The sequence below is a fragment of the Dyella acidiphila genome, assembly GCF_014863405.1.
Taxonomy (GTDB): Bacteria; Pseudomonadota; Gammaproteobacteria; order Xanthomonadales; family Rhodanobacteraceae; genus Dyella_B; species Dyella_B acidiphila.
Genome location: NZ_JACZZA010000001.1, coordinates 261,222 through 274,343 on the forward strand (window position 1 = coordinate 261,222; position 13,122 = coordinate 274,343).

General features: G+C 64.9%; 13 protein-coding genes. 6 read left to right on the plus strand and 7 right to left on the minus strand.

The features are described from left to right. Window positions 1-595: 595 nt before the first annotated feature. The 3 genes from rpe to IGX34_RS01330 all read right to left on the minus strand — a co-directional run bounded on the left by rpe (window position 596) and on the right by IGX34_RS01330 (window position 2,482). Window positions 596-1,267 carry a ribulose-phosphate 3-epimerase gene (rpe, locus tag IGX34_RS01320; RefSeq protein WP_192553860.1) on the minus strand — a complete coding sequence of 224 codons (672 nt, stop codon included), beginning with the start codon at window positions 1,265-1,267 and terminating at the stop codon, window positions 596-598. A gap of 91 nt (window positions 1,268-1,358) precedes the next feature. Further along, window positions 1,359-2,162 carry a co-chaperone DjlA gene (gene djlA / locus IGX34_RS01325; RefSeq protein WP_192553861.1) on the minus strand — a complete coding sequence of 268 codons (804 nt, stop codon included), beginning with the start codon at window positions 2,160-2,162 and terminating at the stop codon, window positions 1,359-1,361. Beyond that, the gene (locus IGX34_RS01330; protein WP_192553862.1) at window positions 2,159-2,482 is read right to left on the minus strand and encodes a c-type cytochrome; all 324 of its coding nucleotides are present in this window, start codon (window positions 2,480-2,482) and stop codon (window positions 2,159-2,161) included. The genes djlA and IGX34_RS01330 overlap by 4 nt, the downstream gene beginning before the upstream one ends. Before the next feature lie 91 nt (window positions 2,483-2,573). Between IGX34_RS01330 and IGX34_RS01335 the strand changes: the two genes are divergently transcribed. Genes IGX34_RS01335 through IGX34_RS01350 form a run of 4 tightly spaced genes read left to right on the plus strand, consistent with a single transcriptional unit; the run spans window position 2,574 to window position 4,717 of the window. Next, complete coding sequence (locus IGX34_RS01335; protein WP_192553863.1) at window positions 2,574-3,470, plus strand: phosphoribosylaminoimidazolesuccinocarboxamide synthase; 897 nt, start codon at window positions 2,574-2,576, stop codon at window positions 3,468-3,470. Window positions 3,471-3,474: 4 nt separating this feature from the next. Further along, window positions 3,475-3,807 carry a DMT family transporter gene (locus IGX34_RS01340; RefSeq protein WP_192553864.1) on the plus strand — a complete coding sequence of 111 codons (333 nt, stop codon included), beginning with the start codon at window positions 3,475-3,477 and terminating at the stop codon, window positions 3,805-3,807. Beyond that, on the plus strand, window positions 3,807-4,298 hold the full coding sequence (locus IGX34_RS01345) for an Mpo1 family 2-hydroxy fatty acid dioxygenase (RefSeq protein ID WP_225737131.1): 492 nt from the start codon (window positions 3,807-3,809) through the stop codon (window positions 4,296-4,298). Before IGX34_RS01340 ends, IGX34_RS01345 begins: the two co-directional genes overlap by 1 nt. Next, a complete protein-coding gene (locus tag IGX34_RS01350) occupies window positions 4,295-4,717 on the plus strand; it encodes a hypothetical protein (RefSeq protein WP_192553865.1) in 423 nt (140 codons plus the stop codon). The genes IGX34_RS01345 and IGX34_RS01350 overlap by 4 nt, the downstream gene beginning before the upstream one ends. Window positions 4,718-4,792: 75 nt before the next feature. Here IGX34_RS01350 and tkt read toward each other — a convergent pair whose 3' ends face one another. Then, a complete protein-coding gene (gene tkt, locus IGX34_RS01355; protein ID WP_192553866.1) occupies window positions 4,793-6,787 on the minus strand; it encodes a transketolase in 1,995 nt (664 codons plus the stop codon). Window positions 6,788-7,102: 315 nt separating this feature from the next. On the opposite strand from tkt, the gene IGX34_RS01360 reads away from it, so the two are divergent. Next, the gene (locus tag IGX34_RS01360) at window positions 7,103-7,705 is read left to right on the plus strand and encodes an outer membrane protein (protein WP_192553867.1); all 603 of its coding nucleotides are present in this window, start codon (window positions 7,103-7,105) and stop codon (window positions 7,703-7,705) included. A 72-nt stretch (window positions 7,706-7,777) separates the two neighbouring features. Here IGX34_RS01360 and IGX34_RS01365 read toward each other — a convergent pair whose 3' ends face one another. From IGX34_RS01365 to pyk, 3 genes are all read right to left on the minus strand, one after another. Beyond that, window positions 7,778-8,782 carry a class I fructose-bisphosphate aldolase gene (locus IGX34_RS01365; RefSeq protein ID WP_192553868.1) on the minus strand — a complete coding sequence of 335 codons (1,005 nt, stop codon included), beginning with the start codon at window positions 8,780-8,782 and terminating at the stop codon, window positions 7,778-7,780. Between the two features lie 145 nt (window positions 8,783-8,927). Continuing rightward, a complete protein-coding gene (locus IGX34_RS01370) occupies window positions 8,928-9,374 on the minus strand; it encodes an energy transducer TonB (protein ID WP_192553869.1) in 447 nt (148 codons plus the stop codon). Between the two features lie 83 nt (window positions 9,375-9,457). Continuing rightward, complete coding sequence (pyk, locus tag IGX34_RS01375) at window positions 9,458-10,930, minus strand: pyruvate kinase (RefSeq protein ID WP_192554481.1); 1,473 nt, start codon at window positions 10,928-10,930, stop codon at window positions 9,458-9,460. Window positions 10,931-11,096: 166 nt separating this feature from the next. Here pyk and IGX34_RS22400 point away from each other — a divergent pair, with 166 nt between their 5' ends. Beyond that, window positions 11,097-13,112, plus strand: coding sequence for a prolyl oligopeptidase family serine peptidase (locus IGX34_RS22400; RefSeq protein WP_192553870.1), 2,016 nt, complete (start codon window positions 11,097-11,099; stop codon window positions 13,110-13,112). Window positions 13,113-13,122: the final 10 nt, after the last annotated feature.

Here is a 13,122-nt window from a genome sequence, read left to right on the forward strand (position 1 = left end):
GCCCTTGCCATGCCGGAGCCGGCGCCTGGATAGGGAGTCTGATAGCCCTCAGTCCGCCACGAGCCCTTTTATGCGCGCCGATCCCTCCGTCGACCCCAATGCCGAACTCCGCGACTTCGAACCGCTGCGCGTGGTGCTGGCCCTGGGCTCCCTGCTGCTGGCGCTGCTGCTGAGTCTGCAATAGGTCTTCACATTTGCCAGGCTGCCGTGGAAGGCACCGGCGCGGTCGGCACGCAAGGACGCCAGCCGACTGCGCCACCCCGGCGGCCCGAAAGCGCATTACCAAGCCAATTTCCCGGTCATTCCTGTCCCGGCGTTCCTTCCCCTCCCTGGTGCGGAGGGGATTTTTTTTGGCGGCCTGAAATTATTTCCGTTCAGGGAGGAACCAATTGGAGATGACCCGGTCCGATCTCTTGGCAGGCGCGTGATCCATATGCCGTGGAGCGCGTCGAAGTTGATCTGGCGGCCGAGCCTCCCGCCCTTTCAGCTGACGCACCAGCTCCTGCCATGGTGTCTCCTCTAGCGTCTTTCGACGCCCCTCCAGCCCGGCACAGATTTCCCCCTGTGCCGGGTTTTTCTTTGCGCTAAATCCGGCTCAGCCGCCGAGCGCGGCGCGCATCTTGTGGATCACCGCCTGATAGTCGGGCGCGCCAAAGATGGCTGAGCCGGCCACAAAGGTGTCGGCGCCGGCCGCGGCGATTTCGCCGATATTGTCGGCGGTAACGCCGCCGTCCACTTCCAGCCGGATCGGGCGACCGCTTTCGTCGATGCGCTGGCGCACCGCGCGCAGCTTGCTCAAGGCCTCGGGGATGAATTTCTGGCCGCCGAAGCCCGGATTCACCGACATGATCAGCACCAGGTCGAGCTTGTCGAGCACATGATCGAGCCAGTTCAGCGGCGTGGCCGGATTGAACACCAGACCGGCCTCGCAACCGGAATCCTTGATCAGGCCGATGGTACGGTCGACGTGCTCGGTAGCCTCCGGATGGAAGCTGATGCGGGTGGCGCCGGCCTTGGCGAAGTCCGGCACGATGCGGTCCACCGGCTTCACCATCAGGTGCACATCGATGGGTGCGGTGATGCCGTAATCGCGCAGCGCCTTGAGCACCATCGGGCCCATGGTCAGGTTGGGCACGTAGTGATTGTCCATCACGTCGTAGTGCACCCAGTCGCCGCCGGCGGCGAGCACCTTGGCAGTGTCTTCGCCCAGCCGCGCGAAGTCGGCGGAGAGGATGGAAGGCGCGATGATGGGGGATTGCTTGCTCATGGCTGCTGGGCTCGGAGAGGAAAGACGGCGACCGCGCAACGCGCGGCGAAGCGATCATTTTAGCGAGGCGGCCCGCTCGCCGCCCGTGGCCTTACTTGAAGCCGCGCTCGGCCTTGATCCGCTCGTAGGCCGCGTTGATCTCGCTGGCGCGGCCTTCGGCACGCTTGCGCATCTCTTCCGGCAGGTCGCCCAGGCGGTCGGGATGGTGCTCGGAAATCAGCTTGCGGTAAGCGCGCTTGATGGCGCGGTCGTCCGCATCGCGGGGAATGCCGAGCACGGCGTAGGGATCGGGCCCCTGGGTATTGCGCTGCGGCGGCACATAGCCGCCCGGCCCATGGCCGTAGCTACGGCCGCCGGCGGCGCCCTGCCAGACGTAGCCCTTCATCGCCATCAGGGCCATCAGCTCCATGTCGCTGATGCGCAGGGCAAAGGCGAGCTGGCGCAGGATGGCCATTTTTTCGGGTGGCGGATTGCCTTCGGCCAGCACCGTCTCGATCACTACGTCGAGCACCGGAAACGCATGGTCGCGGCGCAGCCCGGCCCATTGGCGCAGGGCATTGATCGGCCCGGTGACGTCGAACTCCGGCTGCTTGCCGGCGTTGAAGGCGTTGATCGCCTGCTGCCGGGCCTGGGTGTCCAGGCCCATGCGCCCCATCACGCGCTCGGCAATGGCGATTTCCGCCTCCGATACGCGGCCATCCGACTTGGCGATCGCACCAAGCAGGGCAAACAGCGGCGTTACGTAGCCGCCGGCCTCCGGCGTAGCGCTGCGGCGCTGGCTGAAGCGCAGGTTGTCGAGCACGAAGCCGACGATCGCGCCCACGCCCGCACCCACGAATCCATGCCCGAGCAGCAGGCCGGCCATGGCGAACCAGAAGGTGTAGGTGTAGCTCATGGCTGCGCGGCGGCCTGTGGTTGGGGTGTCTGCGCGCTGTACCAGCGGGCCAGTTGTTCCAGCTCGGCATCGCTGACCGGGCCGATGGCGGCGCGCATCAGCGGCACGTTGCGGCTGCCGTCGCGATAATCCTTCAGCGCCTTGCGCAGGTAATCCAGGCGCTGCCCGGCCAGATTCGGTGCGCCGGGAATCTGCGCCATGCCGGTTTCGCCATGACAGGCCGCGCACAGGCCCAGGCGGGTCGGCCTGGGTGGCGCATCGGCGGCAAACGCTGGCAAGGCACAAGTCAGACCGAGTGCCGCGATCAAAACGGTTCGCATGGGCAACGCACGAAGATAAAGCGGGTGATTCTACCAGTGTCCCGCGCCGGGGCCGTTACAATAGCCAGCTCGCCAATCCCCGGAGCGCGCCGTGCCCACCACCCTGCTGCAATCGAACCTTCCCGGCCTGGAACTGATTCACCGCGGCAAGGTGCGCGACGTCCATGCGCTGTCCGGCAATCGGCTGCTGATCGTGGCCACCGACCGCCTGTCGGCTTTCGATGTGGTGCTGCCGGATCCGATTCCCGGCAAGGGCGAAATGCTTACGCAGATCTCCAATTTCTGGTTCGGCAAGACCGCGCACATCATGCCCAATCACCTGCTGCACACGCCGCTGTCGGAGGTGCTGCCGGAAGGCGCCGACCTGCCCCTTTACAGCAAGCGCGCCGTGGTGACCAAGCGGCTGAAGCCGGTGCCGGTGGAAGCGATCGCGCGCGGTTATCTGATCGGCTCGGGCTGGAAGGATTACCAGGCCACCGGTTCGCTCTGCGGCATCAAGCTGCCGGCCGGACTGCAGCAGGCCCAGCAATTGCCCGAACCGATCTTCACTCCGTCGACCAAGGCGGCAGTGGGCGATCACGACGAAAACGTGAGCTTCGATGCGGTGGTGGCCGCCGTCGGCCAGGATCTGGCCGAACAGGTACGCGACGCCACACTGGCCATTTATAAGTGGGCGGCCAGCTACGCCGCCGAGCGCGGCATCATCATCGCCGATACCAAGTTCGAATTCGGCACCGACGAAGACGGCAAGCTGTACGTAATGGACGAAATGCTCACGCCCGATTCCTCGCGCTTCTGGCCGGCCGACCAATACCGGGTCGGCATCAGCCCGCCCAGCTACGACAAGCAGTTCGTGCGCGACTATCTGGAAACGCTGGACTGGAACAAGAAGGCGCCGGGCCCGCATGTTCCGGCCGAGGTGATCGCCGGCACGGCGGCGAAGTACGCCGAAGCCTTGCAGCGCCTGGCCGGCATCACGCTGGACTGAGCGCATGCAGGCCTGGCTCACTCTTGGCCTGGCGATCCTCGCCGAGGTAATCGCCACCAGCGCGCTGAAAGCATCGAATGGCTTCAGCGCACTGCTGCCGAGCGTGGTGGTGATCGCCGGCTATGGCGTGGCCTTTTTCTGCCTCAGCCTGACCTTGCGACAGCTGCCGCTGGGTATCGCCTATGCGGTGTGGTCGGGTGCAGGCACGGCGCTGATCGCGCTGATCGGCGTGGTGATCTACAAGCAGCGGCTGGACCTGCCCGCGATGCTCGGCATTGCCTTGATCGTCGCCGGCGTGCTGGTATTGAACCTGTTCTCAAAGAGCGGGGCGCACTGATGTCCGAGGCCGCACCAAGCCAGCGCAGCATGCGCGACTGGCTCGACAGCTACAGCAACGATCACCGTCATCCGACCAACCAGTTGCTGCACTGGCTCTGCGTGCCGCCGATCGTGTGGGCCGCGATCGCCATGCTGTGGACGATACCGACACCGGAAGCGTGGTTCCGCCCCGGTTCGTGGGCGGTGCTGGCGATCGTGCTGTCGTTCGCGTGGTACTGGAAACATGCGCGCCGGCTCGCATTGGCGCTGCTGATCGTGCTGGCGCTGTTTGCCCTGTCCAGCGCCTGGCTCTTGCAGCAATTCGGTCCCGGCTGGCTATTGCGGCTGGGCATCGGGGTGTTCGTCGTAGCCTGGATCGGCCAGTTTGTCGGCCATCTGATCGAAGGGCGCCGACCGAGTTTCTTGACCGACCTGGCCTACTTGTTGATCGGGCCGGCCTGGCTGATGGATAAACTGCTACGTCGCCTCGGCGTTGGGGAAACCGCATGACGGGTCTGCTTACGCTGCTCAGCAGCGTGATCTGGTGGGTGCTGTCCAGCAGCGTCGGCGCCATCCTGCCGGCCTTGATCGTATGGATCGTACTGCGCTGGAGCGAACGCACGCCGGTGGTGTTCAACCGGGTTTATCTGGCCTGCCTGGTGTGGTGTCTGTTCGTGGTGCTGGTCAGCGCCGTCATGGCGGCGCATGGCGGTGCACAACACGCGCATGTGGGAGCGCTGCTGAGCAGTAACGCTTTCCGTATTTCGCTGGCGGTGTCCATGCTGGTCGGCGTGCTGGCGCTGTGGCGCCTGATTCCGCGCATCGATGCGCGGCGCATTCGACTTGCCAGTGCGTGCATGGCGGTGGCCGTGGTGATGGCGATCAGCTTTGGCGTACTCACCACCATTGCCAGCGGCAGGCTGGGTTAGCGCAGCGCAACCTACATCCTACGTCGCCCCGGGCAAATCGTGTCCTCGCCGTTGCGGCGAGGACACGGAGTTACATCAGCGGATGACGCGCTTCACGGCATCGACCACGTTGCTTACGGTGAAGCCGAAATAGTCGAACAGCGCCGGTGCCGGTGCGGAAGCGCCGAAGGTGGTCATGCCGATCACTTCGCCGTCCAGGCCCACGTACTTGAACCAGAAATCGACAGCGGCAGCTTCCACGGCTACGCGGGCGCGGCACCAGCTCGGCAGCACGCCTTCGCGATATTCCAGCGGCTGCGCGTCGAATTCTTCCGTGCACGGCATCGACACCACGCGCACCGGCACGTTCTGCTGTGCCAGCGTACGCGCCGCTTCCATCGCCAGCTCCACCTCGGAACCGGTGGCGATCAGGATCGCCTTGAACTTGGTGTCGGCCGGATCGGACAGCACATAGGCGCCGCGCGCGATATCCGCCATCTGCTGCGGCGTGCGCTGCTGATGCTTGAGCGTCTGGCGCGAGAACACCAGGCAGGACGGCGCACCCTTGCGTTCGATCGCAACCTTCCACGACATCGCCGACTCCGTCGCGTCGCAGGGACGCCACAGGCGGTTGTTCGGAATCAGGCGCAGCGAGCTCATATGCTCGACCGGCTGATGGGTGGGACCGTCCTCGCCCAGGCCGATCGAATCGTGCGTGTAGACATGGATCACGTGCGCCGGAATCAGCGCGGCCATGCGCACGGCATTGCGCGCGTAGTCGGAGAACACCAGGAAGGTACCGTCGTACGGCAGGAAGCCACCATGCAGGGCGAGGCCGTTGGCGATCGCGCTCATGCCAAACTCGCGCACGCCGTAGTGCACGTAGTTGCCGTCCGGGCCGGTGATGTTCTTGCTGCCCTTCCACATGGTGAGGTTGGAGCCGGCCAGGTCGGCCGAACCGCCGACCATTTCCGGCAGCAGCGGGCCGAACGCATCCAGCGTCATCTGCGAAGCCTTGCGCGAGGCCACGTTGGGACCTTCGGCCTGCAGCTTGGCCACATAGGCCTGCGACTTTTCCGCCCAGTCCGCCGGCAGTTCGCCGGCCGTACGGCGGCGGAATTCGGCGGCCAGTTCCGGATAGGCCGCTTCGTACTTGGCGAACACGTCGTTCCACTGCTGCTCGCGCTCGGCGCCCGCGGCTTTCTTGTCCCACGCGGCATAGATGTCCGCCGGGATCTCGAACGGCGGATAGCGCCAGTCGAGTTCGTCGCGCGCGGCGGCCACTTCGTCCTTGCCCAGCGCCGCGCCGTGGCTTTCTTCCTTGCCCTGCTTGTGCGGTGCGCCGAAACCGATGATGGTCTTGCAGATGACCAGCGTGGGCTTTTCGCTCTGCGAGGTAGCCTGCGCCAGGGCCTTCTTCACGGCTTCGGCATCGTGGCCGTCGACCACGCCGATCACGTTCCAGCCATAGGCCTCGAAACGCTTGGCGGTGTCGTCGGTGAACCAGCCTTCCACTTCGCCGTCGATGGAGATGTTGTTGTCGTCGTAGACCGCGACCAGCTTGCCCAGCTTCCAGGTGCCGGCCAGCGAGGCGGCTTCATGCGAAATGCCTTCCATCAGGCAACCGTCGCCCACGAACACAAAGGTGTGGTGGTCGACGATGGTGTGATCGGGGCGATTGAAATGCGCGGCCAGCACTTTTTCCGCCAGCGCAAAGCCGACCGAATTGGCCAGGCCCTGGCCGAGCGGGCCGGTGGTGGTTTCCACGCCTGGGGTTTCGCTGGCTTCCGGATGGCCGGCGGTCTTGGAGTGCAGCTGGCGGAAACGCTTGAGCTGGTCCATCGGCAGGTCGTAGCCGGTGAGGTGCAGCAAGGCGTACTGCAGCATCGAGCCGTGGCCATTGGAGAGCACGAAACGGTCGCGGTTAGGCCACTTCGGATTGCGCGGATTGAACTTCAGGAAGTCGTTCCACAGCACTTCGGCGATGTCGGCCATGCCCATCGGCATGCCGGGATGGCCGGAATTGGCCGCCTCCACGGCATCCATGGCCAGGGCGCGGATGGCGTTGGCGAGTACGCGACGGGAAGTCATCAGGTCTGTCTCCGGGGGCAGGCGATAAAAGTGGGGCATTGTCGCCGATCGCTGCATTTCTGTCGTCCATCCGGCGCGGTCTACGCGGGGTTCCGGGCACCTCCAGGGGCGCCGGCCAGAACGGTTCGCCAGAGCTAGCTCATTCATTTTTCTCGATTTCTTAATGTCGTCTTAATACTAAACTTCCGGGTATTGAATCTCCCAGAGGCGAACGCATCTAACTGCCTACGCATCGCCGCACGCATGCGTACAGGCTCGATCGGCTTTCCCCCTCAGCGCCGACCGACCTGATCAAAGGCATAAAAGGAGTACTCCATGAAAAAGACGCTGTTTGCTATTGCTCTCGCCGCCGTTGGTCTGGCCGCTGTCCCCGCCGCGTTCGCGCAGACCGCTTCCGCCCCCACCGCCCAACAAGGCTGGTACGTAGGCGCAGAGGCCGGTTATGGCCAGGTAAACAAGGGTCCGTACGACAGTCAGGGCAGTTACATCGGTGGCGTGAAGGGCGGTTACCGCTTCGCCATCAACCCTGAAACCTCGGTCGGCGTAGAAGCCGGCTATGAGTATCTGGGCTTTATCGACGCCAAGGGCGCCAATGACGTGTCCTCGCTGCGCGGCCGCCTGCATGGTCCGACCCTGGGTGCAAACCTGCGCTGGAACTTCAACCCGAGCTGGTACGCGGAAGTGCGCGCCGGTGCGTTCTATGCCCAGGGCCAAGGCCTGACCAATACCTATGCGACCGGTTATGACCGCTTCGAGCGCGTGCGCCCGTATGCCGGCGTGGGCGTGGGCTACAACATCAACCAGAACTTCAGCCTGGGCCTCAACTACAACTACTACGACGGCGCCAGCAAGGGCGGCGATCAGGGTGTGCAGTTGCAGACCAATGCGGTGACGGTGGCTGCCGAATACCGCTTCTGATAGTTGTTGCCTGAAGCAGAAACAGAAAGGGCGCCAGACGGCGCCCTTTCTTTTACGCTGAACAGAAAGTGCTCAGCCCTTCCACTGACCCAGCGCAGCCAGGCCATTGTCCTTGGCGCGGGCGGCAACAGTCTTCTGGGCTTCGGCGTAATTGGCCTTCATGTCCTTGGACCACAGCTTCAGCGCAGCCTGCTGCATGGCGCGGCCGTAGGAGAAGGACAGCGGCCACGGGTGCGGGCCCATGCGGTTCATCGCATTGAGATGCGCGGTGGACTGCTCGTCGCTCTGGCCGCCCGAGAGGAACACGATGCCCGGCAGCGTGGCCGGCACGGTGGTCTTGAGCACGCGCACGGTGGCTTCGGCCACTTCTTCCACGCTGGCCTGTTCGTCCGCGTCCTTGCCCGGAATCACCATGCTGACCTTCAGGATGGTGCCTTCCAGCAGCACGTTCTGCTCGTACAGCGCGTTGAACAGACTGCGCAGCACGGCTTCGTGCACTTCGTAGCTGACTTCGATGCTGTGGTCGCCGTCCATGATCACTTCCGGCTCGACCATCGGCACCAGCCCGGCTTCCTGGCACAGCGCGGCGTAGCGGGCCAGCGCGTGGCAGTTGGCTTCGATGGCGGTGGAGCTGGGATTGTCTTCGCTGATGTTGATCACCGCGCGCCACTTGGCGAACTGCGCGCCGAGCTTGACGTATTCAGCCAGGCGCTCGCGCAGGCCGTCCAGGCCTTCGGTGACGACGTCGCCGGGGAAGCCGGCCAGCGGCACCGGGCCCTTGTCCACCTTGATGCCCGGGATGATGCCGTTCTTCTTCATCACCTGGGTGAAGGGCACGCCGTCCTTGGTCGACTGACGGATGGTTTCGTCGTACAGGATGGCGCCGGAGATGTGGTCGGAGAGGCTCGGCGCGGTCAGCAGCAGTTCGCGGTAGGCGCGGCGGTTCTCTTCGGTGTTCTCAATCCCGACCGCCTCGAAGCGCTTCTTGATGGTGTTGGTCGATTCATCGATGGCGATGATGCCCTTGCCGGGCGCGACCATCGCCAGGGCGATGCTCTCGAGATCTTCAATGCTCATTGGACGACTCCGTAAAACTGGCGGCATGGCCGCAAGGGAGGGATGCCACCCGTGCGGGGGCGGTCAGGTTGAAAAGGCGGGATTATAGACCCAACCGGAATAAGCGGCGTCCGCGGCCGGAACCGGGGCTCCGGCCGGTGGCCGCTCAGCTGCCGTAGCCGGGCAGTTTGCAGGGAGCCATCAGGGCGGCCTGCTGGGCTTTGTCGTCCGGACCGTTGAAGGGGACGATGTAGTAGGTGGAGACCGGATTTTCGTTCTTGTTTGTCAGCGAAGGGCCGTAGCGGAACTTGGATACCGCGCTGATCGCGGCCTTGCCCAGGTCGCTGGGCGGCATCACCTTGGCCGCCTGCAGGTTCATAGGCACGCCATCGGTGCCGATGGTGTAGGTCACTGCCACGCAGCCCGGCTTGTAGATGTTGACGCCGCTGTTGGGCACATCCACCGAGATGCTGCCTTGATTGAGCAGGATCCAGTCGTTGGGCAGCTGCTCGGGCGCCACCCGGCGCGCCTGCTGCTGGGCCAGTGCAGGCATGCCGGCGGCCAGCAGCGCGGCCACCAGCAAGGAACGGCCGAAACGGGTCGAAGCGCGCATGACATACCTCCGATGGAGCAGTTGGGGACGAAGGCTAGTCTAGCGAACCCGCAGCGCAGGGGCGCTGCGGGCTGCAATGGCGATCAAAGATCGCGCAGGCTTTCCACCATGCCGTCCGCGCCGACCGCGAGCAGGCGCAGCGTGTTGGTGCCGCCGCCGCGACCGATATGGTCGCCGTGGGTGAGCACCACGCGGTCGCCTTCGGACAGCTTGCCCGCCGCGAACAGCTGACGCACCGCTTCACGCGCCGACACCGCCGGATTCAAGGTGTCGTGGGTGAATTTCACCGGCTGCACATCGCGCAGCACCAGCATGCGGCGGCGCGCATCGTCGAACGGCGACAAGGCGTAGATCGGCACTGCGCTGCGATAACGCGACAGCCACTGCGCCGTAGCGCCCGATTCGGTCAGCGCCACGATCGCACGCACGCCCACTTCGCCGGCCAGCAGCATCGCCGCCAGCGCAATCGCCTGATCGGTGCGATCCAGGTGATGGGCGTCCCGGGTGAGGTCGTCTTTCGGCTCGAACTGGCGTTCGGCGCCCAGGCAGATGCGGCGCAGCGCGGCCACCGCCTTGTCCGGATGAGCGCCAGCCGCGGACTCTTCGGACAGCATCACCGCGTCGGTGCCGTCGATCACCGCATTGGCCACGTCGAGCACTTCCGCGCGGGTCGGAATGGGCGAGCGCACCATCGATTGCAGCATCTGGGTCGCGGTGATGACCGCGCGATTGCGCTGCACCGACTCGCGAATGATCTTCTTCTGCAGGCCCGGCAACTCGGCATCGCCGATTTCCACGCCGAGGTCGCCGCGCGCCACCATCACCACGTCGGAGGCGTCGATGATTTCGCCCAGCACCGGAATCGCATCGGCACGCTCGATCTTGGCCACCAGCGACGCATTGCCGCCGGCTTCCTGCAGCAGGCGTCGCGCCTGCTCCATGTCCGCGCCGGAGCGCACGAACGAGACCGCCAGGAAGTCGGCGCCGATCTCGGCCGCCAGCTTGATGTCGTTCTTGTCCTTGTCGGACAGCGCCGACACCGACAAGCCGCCGCCCTGTCGATTCAAACCCTTGCGATCGGAGAGGCGGCCGCCGACCAGCACGCTGCAGCGCACTTCCGTGCCGACCACCTCGAGCACCGTCAAGGCCACCAGGCCGTCATCGAGCAGCAACACGTCGCCCGGTTTCACATCCTGCGGCAGGCCCAGGTAGCTCACGCCGACGCGGGTGACGTCGCCGGGCGGCGCATCGACGCGGCAGTCGAGCACGAACGGATCGCCGTCGCGCAATTCCACCGGACCGTTGGCAAAACGTTCGACGCGGATCTTGGGACCCTGCAGGTCGGCCAGGATGCCCACTTCGCGTCCGAGCTTTTCCGCAGCCTGCCGCACGGCGGTGGCGCGGGCGCGATGATCGTCGGGCTGGCCATGCGAGAGGTTGAGGCGTACTACATCCACGCCTTCACTGATGATTTTTTCGAGCATGCCCGGCGCGTCGGTGGCGGGGCCCAGGGTGGCAACAATCTTGGTACGGCGGGAGTGAGTATCGGTAGTCATCATTCGATTGTTCGTAGTCGTTCACGGAGCCTAACAGAACTAGACTGCGACTCGACAAGAAAGAACGGTATGCAATCGATTGCATGTGAAATCCGGTGCAACAGTACCGAAATTTAGAAAGGTGAAATGGATGGATAGACGTAAATGGGGCCTAACGGCCGTGCTTGTGTCGTCCCTCCTGACCGCACGCACGCTGCCGGCGGCGGACATGGCACTCGATACTGTCGCGCATGGTTCTCCCATTCCGATCGCCAGCTTCATCCGCGAACCGGATTTCTCCAAGGTCACGCTGTCCCCGGACGGGCGTTACCTCGCCGCGGTGGTGCCGCAGCCGGACAACCCGTATGGCAGCCTGCTGTGCATCATCGATGCGCAGACCGGCAAGATCGCGCATGTGCTGCGCTCCGGCCGCGACGCGATGATCGCCGACTACCTTTGGGCCAGCGACCAGCGCATCGTGGTAAGCATCGCCATCCAGCAGGGCGGCCTGGACACGCCGATGCCGACCGGCGAACTGTTCGCGGTCAATGCCGATGGCAGCAATCAGGTGGACCTGTTCGGCTATCGCGCCGGCGGCCTGCAGACCGGCACCCTGATTCCCGCAGTACAGCGGCGCGAAGCCTTTGCGCAGCCGATCGGCAACTATCCGGTCGGCATCGACCGGATCCTGATCGCGGTCAACGATTTCACCCGCTCGCGCCAGGGCAGCTTCACCTCGGCCGAAGTGCTCGACGTACGCAGCGGGCGCACCGTCAGCCAGGGCGACTCGCCGGTGCCCAATGCCAGCATGCTGGCCGACCATAGCGGCCAGGTGCGCGTGGCCTATGCGGACAACAACTATGCCGGCGACATCGTATGGCTGCGCGCCACGGCCGGCGATGCGTGGGCAGTGCTCAACGACCCCGCCAAGTCGGGCATGGATTTCGTTCCCATCGGCTTCAACCGCGACAACAGCAAGCTCTATGTCCGCGTGGCGCATGGCGATCGTCCGGATGCGATCGAATTGCTGGACCTGGCCAGCCACAACCTCACGCGGCTGTACCAGGGACAGTTCGCCAATCCCGGCCCCTTGCTGCCGACCGCCGATGGCCTGGACTACTACGCCGTGATCACCCAGGACGGCGTGCAGAAGCTGTTCTATCTCGACGCCAACAGCCAGGAGGCGCAGCTGAGCCGCGCGCTGGCCGCCGACTTCCCCGGCCAGCTGGCGTATTTCGCCAGCTTCACCCGCGACGGCAAACGCGGCGTAGTGCGGGTAGTCAGCGACCGCAATCCGGGTGACTACTATCTATTCGACCTGGTTACGCACCAGGCACGGCATGTCTTCAGTGCGCTATCCGGCATCGACCCGCAGCAGATGCGCCCGATGCAGCCGATCGAGCTGACCACCCGAGATCGTTTGCTGCTGCACGGTTTCCTCACCCTGCCCGCCGGCCAGGCGCCGTTCCCGCTGATCGTGCTGCCGCATGGCGGCCCGCACGGCATCGCCGATCAATGGACCTTCAATCCGGAAGCGCAGCTATTCGCCAGCCGCGGCTATGCCGTGCTGCAGATCAATTACCGCGGCTCCGGCGGCTACGGCAGCAATTTCATTTCGCGCGGCTTCCGCCAATGGGGGCTGAGCATGCAGGACGATCTCACCGATGCCACTCGCTGGGCCATCCAGCAAGGCTATGCCGATGCGGCGCACATCTGCATCTACGGCGCCAGCTACGGCGGCTACGCCGCGCTGGAAGGCGCCGTGCGCGAACCGGATCTGTATAAATGCGCGATCGGCTACGACGGTGTCTACGACCTGCGCGTGCAACTGGCGCGCAGCGATACCGAACTGACCGATCGCGGCGATGCGTATCTGAAGCTCGCCCTCGGCACCGATCCGGACGACTTGCTGCGCCGCTCGCCGGTGAGCGGCGCAGCGCGCATCAAGGCCGATATCCTGCTGATCCACGGCGGCCAGGATCCGCGCGCCCCGTTCAAGCACTTCCAGGAACTGGTCAAGGCGCTGCAGGACAACGGCAAACACTACGAAACCCTGGTCGAACCCGATGAGGGACACGGCTTCTTCCTGCCCCAGCACAAGCAAGCGGCTTATGCGCGCATGCTGGATTTCCTGGACCGCCATATCGGCAGCCCCGGCAACGCATCGGGCCCCGCAGCGCCGGCCAGCGTGTCCGGGCATTGACCGGCGCATC